General features: G+C 34.3%; 14 protein-coding genes and 2 pseudogenes. 14 read left to right on the plus strand and 2 right to left on the minus strand.

What is annotated here, in order from left to right:
• Positions 1–38 precede the first annotated feature (38 nt).
• The 9 genes and pseudogenes from MR062_RS10605 to MR062_RS10645 all read left to right on the plus strand — a co-directional run bounded on the left by MR062_RS10605 (position 39) and on the right by MR062_RS10645 (position 6950).
• Positions 39–938 (plus strand): MBL fold metallo-hydrolase, encoded by a 900-nt coding sequence (locus MR062_RS10605; protein WP_242204179.1) that lies wholly within the window; start codon positions 39–41, stop codon positions 936–938.
• A gap of 64 nt (positions 939–1002) precedes the next feature.
• Positions 1003–1077, plus strand: a pseudogene (locus tag MR062_RS17745) (ATP-binding protein); the annotation flags it as partial.
• A 175-nt stretch (positions 1078–1252) separates the two neighbouring features.
• Positions 1253–2269: a DUF3500 domain-containing protein gene (locus MR062_RS10615; RefSeq protein ID WP_242204181.1), complete on the plus strand. Its 1017-nt coding sequence runs from the start codon at positions 1253–1255 to the stop codon at positions 2267–2269.
• 122 nt (positions 2270–2391) lie between these two features.
• Entirely contained in the window at positions 2392–3417 is a 1026-nt protein-coding gene (locus MR062_RS10620) for a hypothetical protein (RefSeq protein ID WP_242204182.1), read from the plus strand.
• 79 nt (positions 3418–3496) lie between these two features.
• Positions 3497–3676: pseudogene (locus MR062_RS10625) on the plus strand (magnesium chelatase subunit ChlI family protein); the annotation flags it as partial.
• A 182-nt stretch (positions 3677–3858) separates the two neighbouring features.
• Positions 3859–4434: a hypothetical protein gene (locus MR062_RS10630; protein ID WP_242204183.1), complete on the plus strand. Its 576-nt coding sequence runs from the start codon at positions 3859–3861 to the stop codon at positions 4432–4434.
• A gap of 262 nt (positions 4435–4696) precedes the next feature.
• Entirely contained in the window at positions 4697–5386 is a 690-nt protein-coding gene (locus MR062_RS10635) for a hypothetical protein (RefSeq protein ID WP_242204184.1), read from the plus strand.
• 345 nt (positions 5387–5731) lie between these two features.
• Positions 5732–6415, plus strand: a complete 684-nt coding sequence (locus MR062_RS10640) for a hypothetical protein (protein ID WP_242204185.1) — start codon at positions 5732–5734, stop codon at positions 6413–6415.
• Between the two features lie 196 nt (positions 6416–6611).
• A complete protein-coding gene (locus MR062_RS10645) occupies positions 6612–6950 on the plus strand; it encodes a DUF423 domain-containing protein (RefSeq protein WP_242204186.1) in 339 nt (112 codons plus the stop codon).
• Between the two features lie 130 nt (positions 6951–7080).
• On the opposite strand, the gene MR062_RS10650 is transcribed toward MR062_RS10645, so the two are convergent.
• On the minus strand, positions 7081–8229 hold the full coding sequence (locus MR062_RS10650; RefSeq protein ID WP_242204187.1) for a N(5)-(carboxyethyl)ornithine synthase: 1149 nt from the start codon (positions 8227–8229) through the stop codon (positions 7081–7083).
• A gap of 385 nt (positions 8230–8614) precedes the next feature.
• Here MR062_RS10650 and MR062_RS10655 point away from each other — a divergent pair, with 385 nt between their 5' ends.
• The 3 genes from MR062_RS10655 (at position 8615) to MR062_RS10665 (ending at position 14050) form a co-directional block, all read left to right on the plus strand.
• The gene (locus tag MR062_RS10655) at positions 8615–9622 is read left to right on the plus strand and encodes a C45 family autoproteolytic acyltransferase/hydolase (RefSeq protein WP_262916838.1); all 1008 of its coding nucleotides are present in this window, start codon (positions 8615–8617) and stop codon (positions 9620–9622) included.
• Between the two features lie 254 nt (positions 9623–9876).
• Positions 9877–11553, plus strand: coding sequence for a CehA/McbA family metallohydrolase (locus MR062_RS10660; protein WP_242204189.1), 1677 nt, complete (start codon positions 9877–9879; stop codon positions 11551–11553).
• 211 nt (positions 11554–11764) lie between these two features.
• Positions 11765–14050, plus strand: a complete 2286-nt coding sequence (locus tag MR062_RS10665) for a TonB-dependent receptor domain-containing protein (RefSeq protein WP_242204190.1) — start codon at positions 11765–11767, stop codon at positions 14048–14050.
• Positions 14051–14167: 117 nt separating this feature from the next.
• Here the strand turns inward: MR062_RS10665 and MR062_RS10670 are convergent, their stop codons facing one another.
• On the minus strand, positions 14168–15625 hold the full coding sequence (locus tag MR062_RS10670) for a PQQ-dependent sugar dehydrogenase (protein ID WP_242204191.1): 1458 nt from the start codon (positions 15623–15625) through the stop codon (positions 14168–14170).
• Positions 15626–15916: 291 nt separating this feature from the next.
• Here MR062_RS10670 and MR062_RS10675 point away from each other — a divergent pair, with 291 nt between their 5' ends.
• The gene (locus MR062_RS10675) at positions 15917–16237 is read left to right on the plus strand and encodes a panthothenate synthetase (RefSeq protein ID WP_242204192.1); all 321 of its coding nucleotides are present in this window, start codon (positions 15917–15919) and stop codon (positions 16235–16237) included.
• 521 nt (positions 16238–16758) lie between these two features.
• Complete coding sequence (locus MR062_RS10680) at positions 16759–17133, plus strand: NPCBM/NEW2 domain-containing protein (protein ID WP_242204193.1); 375 nt, start codon at positions 16759–16761, stop codon at positions 17131–17133.
• Positions 17134–17147 lie beyond the last annotated feature (14 nt).

Here is a 17147-nt window from a genome sequence, read left to right on the forward strand (position 1 = left end):
CTAACTAATCACGATTTAAAACCAATATAAATCAAGTCATGAAAATAAAAGTTATAATCTTACCTATGGCTTTCATTTTGATTTGGTCATGCAAGCCGTCAATTGAAAAAACTGTAGATTTAAACACACAAGCATGGATTCACGGTTCAGAAAACTGTGAAGAAAATATTGACCCTCCAATTCAAATAGTTAAGTATAATAGTAATACATATATTTTACGCCAAAACAAGTGCATAAATTATGAAGCACCTTTTATGTTTCTGTTTTTTGGTGAAAACAAAGCTTTATTGATGGATACTGGTGCTACAGAAGATAGTGATATCTTCCCGCTTTATGATACGGTTAATGAAATTATTGATAATTGGTCTCAAAAGAATGGACATATTGAATTAGTTGTTGCGCATACCCATAAACATGGAGACCACTATGCTGGTGATGGACAATTCAAGGGAAAACCAAATACCACAGTAATTGGTCTTGAAGTAGCGGATGTAGAGAATTTTTTTAAAATTTCTAATTGGCCAGACCAAATTGTAGATTATAATTTAGGAAATCGAATAATAAAAATAATACCGATACCTGGACATCAAGCTTCTTCAATTGCGTTGTATGACACAACAACAAAAATTCTGTTGACTGGAGATACATTTTATCCTGGTAGATTGTATGTAAAGGATTGGAATGCTTTTAAACGGAGTATTGAACGGCTTGTAAAATTTACTAATGATAATGAAATTTCAACGATTCTTGGGAATCATATTGAGATGACTCAAACTCCTGGAATTGATTACCCGGTTAAAACTATTTATCAACCAAAAGAACATCAGCTTCCATTAAATGTAATTCAATTGAATGAACTTTCAAATGCCCTTAAAAAATTGGGAGACAATCCCACAAGAGAAGTACATGATAGCTTTATAATATATCCTGTTGATTAAAAAAGCTGATTTTAACAATGCCCAAAATCCATTGCCCATAAAATACGCGATACCCCCCACATTAAATACTATTACAGATGTTGCATTAGTTGGTGGTGGCGCTTTTCCACAACCGGGAGAGATTTCATTATCGCATAACGCACATATTAGTAAGGCCATACAATACCGTAGCCTGGATAGGGACGGTTGGTTGGGGTGATGTACTATCCTTTGTTTGAATTTAGTATGGAGATACAGGATATTTATTATAAATTTAGGGAATAAACGCAATTACGTTTATTTATTAGTTAGGCATTATTAAAAAATACTGCGATATGAAGAAATTTATTGTTACTACACTTTTGGTTGTTGCATCGATTGTTATGGCATTCGGCCAGTTAACTAATAAACCTGCAGTTGATTTTTTGAAATCTCTAACGCAGGCCCAAAGGAACAAAACGCAAATGCCCTTCAATGACGGGTCTAGAATGCTCTGGCATTATTTTCCTAGTTCAATGTTTCAAAGAGCAGGAATTCAACTGAATGCACTGGATTCAAATCAGAAATCCAAATTAGAAGAACTTCTCAAGACTTTTCTATCAGAAACTGGATATATTAAAACGATGAAAATTATCGATTTAGAAAATGTCCTTTTGGAAATAAGTGGGGATTCAGTCATGAGGAATCCTGAAAATTATTTGGTAGCATTTTATGGAAATCCTGAAAAGGACAGTTTATGGGCTTTCTCTTTTGAAGGACATCATATTTCCCTGAATTTTACAACCCATAAAGGAAAAGTTGAAATTGCTCCTCGATTTTTTGGAGCGAATCCAGCAAGAATTCTTTCTGGCCCAAGAGAAGGTGAGCGCACGCTTCAAAAGGAAGAAGATCTGGGTTTTGAATTGCTAAACTCATTATCTAAAGAACAAAGGGAACTGGCAATATTTCAGAAGAAACCATTTTCTGAAATTGTTACAGGGAATTCCACAAAAGTTGAACCTTTAAGCCCTGTAGGCATTATGTATGGCCAGTTAACAAAGAATCAACAGTTTATTTTTTTAAAACTTCTTGATGAATATCTATCAACCATACCCCCTAAACTGGCCGAAAAGCGAATGAATAGCATTAAGGATGAAGAAATAAATGAGGTAAGATTTGGATGGGCCGGAGCCACTGTCCTAGGGCAAGGTCACTATTACAGGATGCAAGGGAAATCTTTTTTGATTGAGTTTGATAATGTCCAGAACGAAGCCAATCACATCCATACCGTGTGGAGAGATTTTAATGGAGATTTTGGTAGGGATTTAATTAAAGAACATTATAAGAATTCTAATCATCACAAACATGAATGATAACAATGCGTAATAAAGTGTACTATGAAGGGTGCTAGCCCAGTTTTTATAAGGAAGGCTACAAAATGGGATAGGCTACAACTTGTGTAAACTATGTCCCTTAACGAACATAAAAAAACAATATGAACAAGGCAATAAACATTCAGAAAAGTATAATAATATTTGGGATACCAATGTTAATTATCGGACTAATGGTATTAATCGCTAAATCATCAATGTTTATAAAAAATCCGAATGAATTATCAACAGGAATAACGTTTGACTTACTATTAACAGTTCCTTTTGTTTACTTCTTATTAATCAGGAAAACTAAAATTCCAAAAACAACTGTTGTTCCTTTTTTTATTTTAGGTTTAATCATTTGCTCACTTATACTTCCTACAGAAAATCAATATTATCTAAACCTTTTTAAAACTTGGGTTTTTCCAATCGTGGAATTATCTATTCTCTCATTTGTAATCTACAATGTTAGAAAAGGAATGAAATGTTACAAGTTAAACAAAACGGAATCGTTTGATTTTTTCACGACTTTAAAGAATACTTGCTACGAAATCCTTCCTAAAAGTTTTGTAATCCCTGTTGTTACAGAAATTGCAGTTTTTTATTATGGTTTCCTATTTTGGAGGAAAAGAAAATTAAAAGAAAATGAATTTTCCTATCACAAAGACAGCGGAACAATATCTTTACTAATTGCAATCATATTCATAATAGCAATTGAGACATTAGTATTTCATGTGTTACTTACAAAATGGAGCAGTATTGCTGCTTGGATTTTGACATTTTTAAGCATTTATTCTGGAATTCAAATTTTAGGTTTTTTAAAATCAATTTTAAAAAGACCAATATCAATAGAGAACGACCGACTTTATCTACGATATGGAATTATGACGGAAACAACTATTGAATTAGAAGATATTGACACAATAGAAATTTCATCGAAAGATATAGACCTAAATAAAGAGACTCGAAAATTATCATTTTTGGGCGAATTGGAAGGGCATAATATTATAATCCACTTGAAAAAAGAAAACGAATTGATTGGACTTTATGGAATAAAAAGAAAATACAGGAATTTAGCATTATACATTGACGACAAAACCGAATTTAAAAATCGAATTAATAACGCCTTACAACAACGTGTCCTATAAAAAGCACTAGCCCAGTTCTTAAAAGTTAGTGCTTATCCTTTAATCATCCTAATTTGCTTCGACTGGATACCCTGTGGATTCCATGCAACTGTTAAAAACCGCTATGGAACGGTTGAATTTATCGGCCAGGGCCTACGAAAGCATTTTAAAGGAGGCCCATACCATTGCCGATTTAGAAGGCACTGCAACCGTATATGGAACCCATATTAGCGAAGCCATCCAATACCGTAACCTGGATAGGGAAGGCTGGTTGGGGTGATGTACTATCTTTTGTTAAGAAGTTTGATATACTTTGTTTAAATTCAGTATTGGATGCAGGATATTTATTATAAATTTAAGAAATGAATATAATGCAAATAAACGCAATTGGGTTTATTTTTTAGTTGTGTTTAATGTGGACAAATAACATAATTTGAATTATTAATTAACCAAGCTGAAAATATGAATAGTAAAACACGTTTAATAAAACACTTGATTTTGCTTTTAATCTTAATAAGTATTGGCGGATGTTCGAACAAGAAAACTGAATTCCAAGATTCTATTACGAATACAGCAGATGCTATGGGCTACCTTAGAGAATTAGAAGGAGAATGGATAGCTACACTTGAAGACAACAATGACCTCTATGGCTTTGAATACATTCTAAGTGCAAGAGATAATGTAATTATTGAAAGGTTAAGAACTGATATACCAACAGAAATGTTAACGGTTTATAACGTTGAACATAAAACATTAAAAGCTAGTCATTTCTGTCAATTACAAAATCAACCTAAGCTTATAGCTGTTAATTCTGGAGAAGGAGATATAAATCTATTATGTACAGGAGAAGTAGGTAATACATTTAACCATGATGAATTTCATATGCACGGTTATCATATACTTAAAACTGATACAGGTTATAAAGTATGGATGGATATGTATGAAAATGGTAAAATAGTGATGAACAACAGATATGAATTATTTAGAGTTGATTCAGAACGAGGTCGAGAATTGACTAATTTGAAAGAAAAACACTAAACACAACAATGCTATAAGTAATTGCTTGTTCTCCCCATGCCAACGCTCGTCTGTGACGAGTGCTTAACCAGGAAATTAAAAAAGATTGCCAAAAAATGAATTGACAATAGCATTTAAGATGGATTCGACTAGCCCTCGACAATGCTGTGGTAAATGTTAGAACCCACCCACAATTGCTATCGCCAGTTTTAAACCTAAAAAGCTATCTTTAATCTGTAACTAACAGTTATAAAGAAACACTAACCAATATTAAAAAGAATATTTGAGACAATTCATAAACATAGTAGGAGGAATTGCATATGGGATCACACCAATTTTAGGAGCTTCCCTTTTTGGGCTTTTCATTTATGACGTGTTACCAAATTCAATTGGTATAGGAATAATTGGATTTTTAGGCATTCTATCCCTGTACTTAGGTTATTCCATTTTCAAAAAAATTCAAATTATTGGGCCATTTGAATTTATGGCAGCAAAGCATGCTACACCAGATCTAGATAACTTAAAATTGAGCACAGATAGTTCAACTAAAGTAAGAATGCCAGAAGAATTTGTTGAACTAATCTCTGAAAAGCGCAATTTGTTTAAGGGTGGGGCATTAAGACTTTATAATGATTGGTTCGGAAAACCTTACGACAATGTGCATTTAATTGAAAAAGGATTTTATGATAGTGAGACTAAAATTCTAACCCTCGAATTAGACCAAGGAGAAAGGCTTGAAATTTATAATCCAATTCACATTAGAGAATCTTCTGCCTTTCTAAAAATTAAAAATGCAGATAGAATTAAATTAATTTGGTTCTATTATGGTAAACCACAAACAGAAGAAAACCAGTACTTTATCGACTATCATAAAACAAACAACAAGATAGAGACCAATACAAATGTAGATTGGTACAAACCGGTGTTTGATGTCTCTTTGGGTAGTCCTGCACTAATGATTTATGGTAAATAAAACGTTTAGCAACAGTGACTGTTATTTATTGCGCAATTTGTTGCTAAATTAATTTTTCCTTAGCTAGCACACGTCTGTAACGAGTGCTTAACCATATAGTAGTTTTGAAACCCCTTCGGTATAATCAAGAAAAAATAAAAAAGATTGTCAAAAAAACAATGGACAATCTTTTTCTAGAAATCTAGTTGATTTTGGCTATACCATCCAACTTCTTTAACGAATTTCCTACACGTTGATCTTTTTTTGTTAACTTTAGTCAAATACTATGAAACCGTACACGAGACCACTGTGCTTCATTATGCCAAACACTAACCTATGATAAAATTTTAAGACATGTTGCTAAAAATGAATCAAATTATCACGGCATTTGTTTTTACAGGAATCTTGATTTCTTGTAATACATCCAACAAGACCAAAAAAACAACAGAGGAGTCCTCTGCTAAAGAGATTGTAACCGATAGTACATCAAATAAGCCCGCAAAGGAATTAGTGGCTATTGATACCGACGAAGCTTCAATAGCAACAGCTTTAATGGCTGCTCCCGAAGAAAGCAGGGCAGGATGTAAAGTTATAGGCTATAATATGGCAGGTGAATTTGTGACACTCAAAGAAGGAGATAACGAATTTATTGTTCTGGCAGATGATCCAAACAGACCTGGATTTCATGCCGCATGTTACCACAAGGATATGGAACCTTTTATGGCTAGAGGACGGGAACTTAGGGCCATGGGAAAGAACGCGGTTGAAATCTTCGATATAAGAGAAGCAGAAGTAAAATCGGGCAAGTTGGCTATGGGAAAACCAGGATCAACACTACATATTTACTATGGGCCAGATGCATTGTATGACCCCCAAACGTCTAAAGTGAAAGGCGCCCAATACCGCTATGTCGTCTATTTACCATTCGCCACTTCTGAATCTACAGGGCTTCCGGAAAAACCAATAAGTGCTAACCATCCTTGGATTATGAATCCTGGAACACATAGAGCACACATCATGATTTCACCTTTACCCGAAGAAAGCGAATAAATTAAAATAGAAACAAACACAACAACCCTTAGCCAAATGGTTAATAAACATTGAAAATAATATTATGAATAAATGGAGTTTTAAATTAAATAGTGATCTTAAAGAGGTTAGTAAGACCATGAAGACAGCCCTTGGATCTGTTAATGGATTTGTGTTTAACATGAACTAGGATAAAAATAACTCAATAACATTTAAAATGCGTAAGCGAATTACCTACCCATTTTATTTGTTCTTTCATAACAGCATTGTGGTAAATGGAACATTATCCAAAACAGATATTGAAAATGAGACCAATATAGAAATTTATTTTAGGCAACACTTGTTGTGGAAATCAGTAATATTTTCATCAATGATTTCGGGATTGAGCATTCTAATTGCTGTAATTTCTGGAGTAGACTATAGTGGCCCTTTCATGTTTTTAACTGGAACAACAATTTTAGCGATTGGAATTATATTATGGCTAACTATTTATCAAAAATATGAAAGAAACATTCAAGAATATAAAGCAATGTTTTCTAAAATATTAGAGATTTAAAAGGAAATACGTTTGCTAAAATGGAAATAAACGCAATTTTGTTTATTTGTTAGTTATAGGCAAGTTTCCCTTTAGCACTGCATCAGACAATTGACAATTTTAGTATCAAAATGGCTCAAATTAATAAGTTTTAACTTTTTATAAAATTATGCGGATAGTTTGGCATGCGATTCTGAAAAGTTAAGACAGATTCTTTTTTAATCACACCATCATCAATATTAATCGCCTTTTGTATTGTGCTACTTTTCACCCAAGCTTTAGGGCCTTCTATAATTGTTGGTAAGTGTACAATTAATGCTGCTGAAATTGACCTTGAAGCACTTTCCCATAAATAACTGGGTGTGTGATCTACTGCATAATAATCTATATTGTCGATATTGATCATTGGATTTTTAAAAGTTGTAGGCTTTGCAAAATAGAATCCCATACCTTCATCGCAACTAACATCTATGATAAGACATCCTGGTTTTAAAATCCCTTTCTCTTCTTCAGTCACAAAATTGATAGGATTATCTGTGTTTTGATAAACGCCATTAATTATTATCTCAGATTCACGAATTAAATCAGATAAAGGTTGCACCCTGCCATCATGTTCCACAACAACTAACCTCGCTTCATTTTCTTCTCCTTCACGAATGCGAGCATAATGAACATCTAAAATTTCTTCACGAACTTCATGGTCAGGCCTTTGAATGCAAATCGTAATATCCCTGAAACCATGTGCTTTAAGAGCATAAATAGCTCCTCGACTAACAGCTCCAAAGCTAAAAATAATTACTTTACGCTGTTTACCATAATGACCATCAATACCCCTTAATTGCATTGCATGTAGAACAGCACAATAACCTGCCATTTCATTGTTCTTATAAAATGTATGTCTGCCTGCCTGACCATTTGGAGACCAAACAAACATATCTTCAAAGGCAATTAGTGTTAGTTTTCGATCAATTGCAGTTTGGGTAATGTCAACTTGCTGTGCGCAATGCGGATATCCCCAAATAAATCCTCCTTCACGTACCTCTTGCAAATCAGCTACCACAGGTTTAGAAATAATTACTGAGCCAATTTCAGCTAATAATTCATGACGTGAAGCAACCCCTCCGGTTTGAGAAACAAAAAAATCGTCATTTAAACCAAAGGGTGCACCATATCCCTTTTCAAAAATTAATTGTTTCCTAATATCTGCTGGAAGACGCGAAAGGTGATCTGGATGAATTGGTACACGTTTTTCATCTTCTTTTCTAGAAGTTCCAACAACCCCTAATGTTAATTTTTCCATAAGTTGTTTGCTGTTAATTTTGTATATAACAAATTAATGTAGGCCTAACTATAGGTAATTCAATGAGAAATCTTCTGCAGGAGTGAAAGATAAATTATTTAGCAGCTAAATCGAGTAATGACTGATTGAAATCAAAAATGGCATGACCAAATGTAAAGATACTCTTTTTTTCTATAGGATAATCGAATTAAAATTTTGATACTGAAATAGTAAATAAAAACCTAGTCTGTAACAAAAAGTAAAACCAAATAGCGGGTTTAAGTGCTTATTTAAATCTATGAAAATCTTAAAATTTACTAAATTGCAAAATGGAAATGAGGTACAAGTTAAACAGCTACAAGCTTAATTTTAACCGTTATCTGGCATATGATAAATAACGAATAAAATGTATCACCCGAGACTATATGGAGAATATTACGACATGGGCTTAAAGTATGGTAAACTACTGTATGAAAAAGCAAATTTCGTCATTCCAACAATCAGCAAACAAAAAATGGATTTTGGACTGGATTCCTATCAAAATTTAAAATCATTTTTCCCAGAAGTTATTGAAGAGATTGAAGGTTTTGCAAAAGGGATTAATGACAAACCTGAAAAGTTAGGTGCATTTTTATTGAGCCTAGGTGTTTTCAATCCAACTGGACAATGTAGCGTATTTGCTTTCAAAAATAGCAATGACACGATAATCGGGCGGAATTACGATATGCTTTTCAATTTTAAAAAATTTACGGAAAGTAGTTTGATAGCACCAAAAAATAAATACTCGTACATAAGCCAATCAGACGTTTTTATAGGTCGTTCAGACGGAATTAACGAAAAAGGATTATCTGTTGCAATGTCGTTCGTCAATGGAACTGAAATCCAGACGGGAATTAGCTTCCATTTTATTGTAAGGAAAATTTTAGAAGATTGTGAAAACACAAAACAAGCGATAGAATTAATTGAAAAAGCCAAAGTTTCAACTGCGAACAATTTTTTGATTGCAGACAAAACTGGAGAAATCGTAGTTGTGGAATCCGCACCACAAAAAAGCAAGGTAAGACGACCTAAGGAAAATGAGCAGTTCATTTATATAACAAACGAATTTAAATTAGAGGAAATGCAACGGTACGACCGTGGTGGAGTTGAATGGAGTAAAAGTACGGAAAGGTATAACGGACTGAAAAACAATTTAAAGTCCGTTGAGCAAATGGATTTAGAAAAAGCCAAAGAGATTCTTTCGGACAAGTGTGTGTGTTTGAATTTAAAGAAAGAAAAATTTGGTACAATTTGGTCAGTAGTCGCAAATTTGAACGATTTGAAGATTGAACGAGCGGAAACAAAACCGACAGTAAGGAATTATAAATTAGAAACTAGACTTGATTGGTGGATGAAAAAAAACGCCCCCAGCTAGCACTTGTCTGTGATGCGTGCTACAATAGCAAAGTCGTTGAAAATGCAATAGGTTTTACCTAAGATGAATTTTATCTCTACCAAAGCTTTGTAGACGTGTCGCACTCAAAAAAAGTAATTAATTTATACAATGAAATAAGATTACATTTATCTTTAGACTACAAAACACCTAGCATGGTATATAAATTAACAGGGTAAATCAATTTTAACTTGTGGTCATCCTTTAGGACGAGACATAATTTCCTAATTTCAAAAATGGGACAAGACTTGAAAAATATGTTTTTGTTGGTAACCTGTTTGGCTTTTCAAACGGTTATTGGTCAAGATACCAAACTAACATTAAATATATACGATGAATCTTCCTTAGTTCCAGCTAGGGTCGAAATCAAGGATGCCATGGACAATTACTTTATTGCCGAGAACACCTTACTTTTTGGTGGTGACTGTAGCAATAGCGAGGAACCTACCAAGCTTACAAATCTAAAAACGACACTAGGCTCATTTAAAAAAGTAATTGAAAACCCTTATACGCGAACAACCCAATTTTATTCAACAGGAGAATCCGTCATCAAGTTGGGACAGGGAACATATTATATAAGCATTCAGAAGGGGCTTGAATACAAGGTTTTTCGAGACACAATCACTTTGAACGCCAATGCAGATTTAACCTATGAAGCATATTTGAAGCGATGGATTAACATGCCCCAAGAAAACTGGTATGGAGCCGATGATCATTTACATATTCCTAGGCCTGTGCCAGAGATAGACCCTTACATCCTCCAATTAATTCAGGCGGAAGATATTCATGTGGGGAATCTTTTGCAGATTGGTAAAGCCGAGATATTTGAGCATTCGCCACAATATGCATTCGGTTTAAAAGGAGATTACCAAAAAGGAAATTTTATTATAGCGTCTGGTCAGGAGAACCCACGAACCCATTTCTTGGGACATGCAATTTCACTTGGAATCAACAAACCGATTCATAATCCTGAAAAATATCTCATCTATCGCTATATATGGGAAGAAGTAAAGCGACAAGGAGGACTAAATGGGTTTGCTCATGGAAATGAGCGAGAATCGTATATTCTTTCCGCACACAAAGGAGTGAGCTTGCTGCTTCCAGATGACCTAATGCATTTTATTGAAGTCATGGCGTTTAATCGTCATGAATATAGTTTGTGGTACGACATACTCAACCTTGGGTTCAAAGTAGCGCCAACCGCTGGTACTGATTTTCCTTGTGGGGACAACTTACCTGGACATGAACGTTTTTACACTAAAGTTGAAGGGTCATTTAATTATAATAATTGGCTAGAAGGTATTCGAAAAGGGCGAACATTTGTTACAGTTGGACCTATGGTTGAGTTCGAGATTGATAATCAACCTATAGGAAGTGAACTCGAACGAAAAGCTGGAGATTTAATTAAAATAAAAGGAAAGGTACATTTAGACCCAGAGCAAGATGATTTAAACTTTATTGAAATTGTTCAAAACGGAGATGTTATTTTTAGAATAAACGATGTTTCTGGCAAAGGATTGGTAAATTTTGAATTTACCCATACTTTACAAACAACGTCCTGGATTGCAGTTCGAGGAATTGGAGACAGAAAACTTGAAACCTTATTCCAAGAAAGGGGAGAATATACAATTGCTTCAATCAGTCCCAAGAGTCCGTTTCATACGGCTCCTATCTACATGGTCATCCAAAATGAATCTAATCCAAAAACAAAACACGTTGCCCAATCATGGTTAGATCGATTAAATAATATGGAAATTATGTTAGCAGAAAAGAATCTTAATATTTTGGCCCAACATATTCAAGAACCCAATTGGGATAATGTGCCCAAGGAAATATTAATAAATAATAGAGACGAATTGTTAAAGGAAATCTTCGAAGCAAAAGAATTCTTCAGCAACTTAATAAAAGATTAATTATGTGCGTTATAGATCGATAATTAAGAAGCAGGGTAAACAGCTGCCAACCATTTTGTTACGTCTTCCAACAAAAAGCGCATTAATGCATTTGGACTGCAAATTATCCGTTCTCCAGTTACAGAACAGCACTAATGAATTTGATTGTTTCTTTCCCAGATCGGCTTTTGTAAGAACTATTTTATTAAAATTGCTAGCTGTTAAATATAATATGAAAAGAATATTGTTTTTGTGGGGTGTTTTGTTAAGTTGTTCTGCTTTTTCACAGCATGATGTAATGGGTTCAGTAATAGACGCTACAACAAATGTTGAAATTGTAAATGCTAAAATATTGGATGTTTTTTCTAAAAATGAAACCTTTAGTAATAGTCTGGGGCAGTTTTCTATAAAGACCCAAGGCCAATTAGAAATATCAGTAGAAGGTTATATAACCAAAACCATAATAGTAAGCAAAGACGGGAAACTTGTAATCGCTCTGAGTCCTTCCATTAATGAGTTGGAAGAAGTATTCATTAATGGATTAACCATACCGGTAAAGCAAAAATATGCAATCGATAATATATCACTAATAAGTAAAGAAGATTTAGATAGGGGAAACGGAATGGAATTGCGCCCAATTTTGAATAGGGTCTCGGGGGTGCATATGCAAACAGGGGCCTTGAATACAAATAAAATAACTATAAGGGGTATTGGTGCCAGGAGTTTATTTGGGACTTCAAATATCAGGGCTTACTTTGGTGACATTCCCCTAACGGACGGGAATGGAGAATCCGCAATAGAAGATTTAGAGCTTGGTAGTGTCTCCCGCATCGAAATTCACAAAGGGCCATCATCTAGTACCTATGGAGTAGGTTTGGGAGGGACTATTTTATTATTGCCCGAATATGCCGATTACACGTCAAAAAAGGTTACAGTGTCCTCTGTCATTGGTAGCTATGGTCTAAGAAGGTTTGTAGCTAAAGCATCAGTTGGTGGGAAAAAGTCTGCTACAAATATTATTTATGGTAATAGCCATTCCAATGGCTATAGAATGAATAACGAATATAATAGATATAATATAACCGTGACCTCTAACATTTATGGAGGGGAAAAAGATAAATTTTCAATACTTGGTAGTTATGTTAATTTAAAATCCGGAATTCCAAGTTCATTAAACCAAGACCGTTTTGACAATAATCCGAGGCAGGCTGCTTTTACATGGGGCAGGTCTAAAGGTTATGAAGATGTGGATTATGGAATTATGGGGGTGACTTGGAAACATTATTACAATAACAATTTATCTCAACAAACAAGTGTGTTTTCTTCATTAAGGGGAAATTATGAGCCAAGGCCTTTTAATATTTTAAAAGAGAGCTCAAATAGCTTTGGAATTAGAAGTAGGGTATTAGGTGTTTTTAAGGTATTGGAAAAGGAGTTGAACTGGACTTTTGGGAGTGAATTATTCTTTGACAACTATAATGCAAAAACTTTTGAGAACCTTTATCAAGACTATCCGGAAGGGACAGGAAGTGTGAAAGGAGACCAGCTTTCTAATTTAGATGAAGACCGGAATTATTACAACTTTTTTGTTGAGGCCAATTTTAGGGCTAATGAAAAATTGAAGTTCAATATGGGGGTGAACTTAAACAGAACTTTGTTTAAAATAAAGGATCGGTTCTTAAGTGATGGTGAAGATAGCTCTGGGCGCTATAATTTTAAGTTTATAATCTCTCCTAAGATTGGGTTTAATTATCTTTTAAACCCAAACGTGGTTATGTTTGGTAACATTTCCCATGGGTTTTCCACGCCTACAACATCCGAAACATTATTGCCCGAAGGAACGTTCAATCCTAATATTAAACCAGAAATAGGTTGGAATTATGAAATAGGTACGCGACTCAACTTATTGGACAATAAGTTCAAGGCATCCCTGTCTGTTTATACCCTTAAGGTTAAAGATTTGCTGGTTTCCAGAAGGACGACCGAAGACAACTTTTTTGCAATAAATGCAGGTAAGACAAACCATAATGGTATTGAGACCGAGATCAATTATACCATTCTTGGAACTGACCAAATAAAGTTTATAACTACCCTGAATGCAACGTTAAACACATTTAAATTTAAAGAATTTGTAGATTTTGAAGATGATTACTCAGGAAACCGTTTAACAGGTGCACCTTCACATGTTATCAATTTTGGGATGGATTTAGTTTCTGATACAGGGGTTTACGGCAACATTAATTTTCAGGGTGTAGGTAAAATACCCGCAAATGACGCGAATACTGTATTTGGTAATAGTTATGAAATATTATTTGGTAAAATTGGGTTTAAAAATAATATAGGAAAGAATTTTTCTTATGATTTGTTTTTGGGAATGAACAATATCCTAAACACCAAATATGCTTCTCAACTTCAAGTTAATGCCACTGGTTTTGGAGGTAGTATGCCAAGATATTTTTATCCCGGACTTCCGTTTAATGTCTACGGCGGAATTAACTTTACTTATAGTATCTTTTAATTACAATAAAAATATTTGAATAGATTAGAAGTACAGAGCTTCAGTACAATAAAAAAATAAAAAGTCTATCAAACCTAAAAAATTGGTTTAATAGACTTTTTTAATAATGCATATCGATTAATTGTCAATAGGGACCAATTTAAAGATTCCACCGGTCCAATTTTTGGAGGCTTCAACAGCAATGTATATAAAGCCATCATTACCAATTTTTACATTTCTTAACCGCCCTATATTTTTTAAAAGAATTTCTTCTTCCCCCGTTATTTTATTGTTCAATATCTTGGTACGGTTTAGATACCTAAAACGCAAGGATCCGGTAAGAACATCCCCTTCCCATTTCTTATAATTATCGCCTGAAACAAAGGCAATACCACTTGGAGCTATGGAGGGAGTCCAATAGATTTCGGGCTGTTCCATTCCCTCTTTCTTTGTAATATTGCTAATAGGCTTGCCATTGTAATTGATACCATATGTTATAACTGGCCAACCATAGTTTTTGCCTTTTCTAATAATGTTTATTTCATCCCCTCCTCTAGGGCCATGCTCATTTACCCATATTTCCCCTGTTGAAGGGTTCAATGTCATACCTTGGGGGTTTCGGTGTCCGTAAGAATAAATAGATGGAATGGCACCTTGTTGATTAACAAATGGATTATCTTGGGGAATGCTACCATCATCATTTATCCGATGGATTTTCCCTAAAAAGTTATTTAAACTTTGTGGGTTTTCTTTTTCGTTACCGCGATCTCCAACAGAAATGTACAATTTCCCGTCATTCCCGAACTGTAGCCTTGAACCATAATGATGCCTTCTTTTAGAGAAGGGCAATGCTACAAATATGTTGTCTTGATTGGTCAGGCCGTTGCCAACAAGTTCGGCTTTCATAACTGCTGTGGTGGCCAAAGTGTTATTGTCTGTTTTCTTGGGCATTGCATAAGAAAGGTAAATAATGTGATTGTCTTTAAAGTTGGAGTGCAATGCAATGTCCAGCAGTCCCCCTTGACCTTCGGCGACTACTTCCGGAACTCCATCAATAGATTGGAGCTTTTGGTTTGAAGTTAATTTATAGAGTTTTCCCGATCGTTCAGTAATTAGCATTTCACCATTGGGAAGAAAGGCCATGCCCCATGGGATTTTAATGTCCTTGGCTATGGTGTCCAATCGAACCTTTTGTGACCCTGAATCGAAAATGTTCGATTTTATCTCGACATCTTTTAGGTCAAACTTATTATTGTTTTCAATGCCCTGAAGAATAAAATCTGCAAGTTCCCTGATGTTCTCTTCCGAAAATGTAGCTTTAAAGCCTGGCATGCCCAAATCTGCGTATCCGTTACTTATGGATGCCATTAAACTGTCCTTGGTATTTCCGTATTTCCATTTTCTATCGACAAAAGTCTCTACCTTTTCCCCATGACATCCCGAACATATATTGCTAAAGGTAGCTTTAGCGAAGCTATATTTCTTTTGTGTCTGTTCATCCTGGGTTTGTTGTCTGTCTTTTTTTTGAGTATGGCAACTTGACAACGAGAATAAAATAAAAAGAAGGGAAATTAAACTGTAGTGCGTTTTATTCATAATTTAAGCTTTGCTTTTTAATGGTAAATAAAAGATAGGATAATTTATTAAACGAAAATATAAACAATTTTAGTTTGAGTTGATAAGATATGTTACAAATATTATCGATTACGTATCCTTTAGGATTCCATTAGGCTTTAATTCCCAAAAATTGTATCAAGCTCTGATACATTTTCAACCTGAAACTTTAACGGGTTAAGTTTCTTAAAGTTAATAAGTTAAAGGCTTATTAATTGGTTGTGCCTCCTTTATTTCGTACTTTAGGGAGATTAATAATAAATTTCAATAGTCATGAGAATGTTAGTAACTGTAACTTGCCCTATTGAACCCTTCAATACTTTGGTTAGAAATGGTACAGCAGGAGAAATCATTGGCCGTGTGGTTGATGATATTAAGCCGGAAAGTATTTATTTTACCGAATTAGATGGTCATCGTGGTGCTGTTATGGTGGTAGATGTTGCCGATCCTTCGGGCATCCCCGCAATTGCAGAACCTTGGTTTTTGAATTTTGAAGCTGTTTGCGAATTCAGAATCGCCATGACAACAGAAGATTTAATGAAATCGAACCTCACGCAACTTGCAGAAAAGTGGCAAACGGTCCAGATGAACTAAAAGCGTTTATTAATCTTTAAAAACCACCTAATTAAAAATTATGGTGGTTTTTTTATGCCGTTGATTTAATGAGAATTGTTTTTATTATAAACAGTGATAAAAATTCTTATGTATTTAATGGTATAATCTAGAATTATACAAAGGTGTTTTGATGGATGTCTACTGCCTTGGATAAATTATTGGTTAAAATTGCTTATTAAATAACTAAGTGATAGGTAATCAGTATATAGTATCGAAGATATTGTTTTTTCATGGTTAAAAAAGTATTGGTGTTTATCATGATAATGTTTGAATTGAACCCTATGGTAATCTATTTTGGCTCATTTATTTAAGATAAAATATAATGTTGTAAAAATCACCTGTTTAAAAGGGAGTAGTAATGTAATGCTATATGGTTATAATCTTAATGAAGATGTACTAAAGAAGGAGGATAAAGAAGGACAAAAAGCAAAAAACTATAGAGGTTAAAATTTAAATTTTATCTTTCAATTATTTATTTATTATAAGACAAAAGCTATCAAATGAACACATTAAATAAACTATTTGTTACCATACTATTATGTTTCTTTGCAATTTTAAATGCGCAGCAAAGTTCATGGTATCAATTGAATATATCTGATCTGGACTTGAGAAAAGTTGAGCAACCCTGGTGGACAGCTCAAAGGAACAAAGCCATTAATGGGGAAACAATTAGGATTGCTGGAGAAAATTACCGTTCCGGTATAGGCACCATATCCAGAAGTAAAATATTTGTTTTCTTGGATGGTAAATCCGATCGTTTTACGGCCTTGGTAGGCATTCAGGATAAGCAAGAGCTAAGAGGAGAATTAAAGTTTAATGCCCTTGGTGATGGGAACAAGTTGTATTATCGGGAAGATGGAAAAGGAAAGCCCTAGGGATATAAGCTAGC

The sequence above is a fragment of the Aestuariivivens insulae genome, from assembly GCF_022662195.1.
In the GTDB taxonomy this organism is placed as follows: domain Bacteria; phylum Bacteroidota; class Bacteroidia; order Flavobacteriales; family Flavobacteriaceae; genus Aestuariivivens; species Aestuariivivens insulae.

Bases quoted from the DNA above. Each gene is read 5' to 3' on its own strand.
- MR062_RS10605 (WP_242204179.1), top strand. From the start codon at position 39: ATGAAAATAAAAGTTATAATCTTACCTATGGCTTTCATTTTGATTTGG.
- MR062_RS10615 (WP_242204181.1), top strand. From the start codon at position 1,253: ATGAAGAAATTTATTGTTACTACACTTTTGGTTGTTGCATCGATTGTT.
- MR062_RS10620 (WP_242204182.1), top strand. From the start codon at position 2,392: ATGAACAAGGCAATAAACATTCAGAAAAGTATAATAATATTTGGGATA.
- MR062_RS10630 (WP_242204183.1), top strand. From the start codon at position 3,859: ATGAATAGTAAAACACGTTTAATAAAACACTTGATTTTGCTTTTAATC.
- MR062_RS10640 (WP_242204185.1), top strand. From the start codon at position 5,732: ATGAATCAAATTATCACGGCATTTGTTTTTACAGGAATCTTGATTTCT.
- MR062_RS10645 (WP_242204186.1), top strand. From the start codon at position 6,612: ATGCGTAAGCGAATTACCTACCCATTTTATTTGTTCTTTCATAACAGC.
- MR062_RS10650 (WP_242204187.1), bottom strand. From the start codon at position 8,229: ATGGAAAAATTAACATTAGGGGTTGTTGGAACTTCTAGAAAAGAAGAT.
- MR062_RS10655 (WP_262916838.1), top strand. From the start codon at position 8,615: ATGTATCACCCGAGACTATATGGAGAATATTACGACATGGGCTTAAAG.
- MR062_RS10660 (WP_242204189.1), top strand. From the start codon at position 9,877: ATGGGACAAGACTTGAAAAATATGTTTTTGTTGGTAACCTGTTTGGCT.
- MR062_RS10665 (WP_242204190.1), top strand. From the start codon at position 11,765: ATGAAAAGAATATTGTTTTTGTGGGGTGTTTTGTTAAGTTGTTCTGCT.
- MR062_RS10670 (WP_242204191.1), bottom strand. From the start codon at position 15,625: ATGAATAAAACGCACTACAGTTTAATTTCCCTTCTTTTTATTTTATTC.
- MR062_RS10675 (WP_242204192.1), top strand. From the start codon at position 15,917: ATGAGAATGTTAGTAACTGTAACTTGCCCTATTGAACCCTTCAATACT.
- MR062_RS10680 (WP_242204193.1), top strand. From the start codon at position 16,759: ATGAACACATTAAATAAACTATTTGTTACCATACTATTATGTTTCTTT.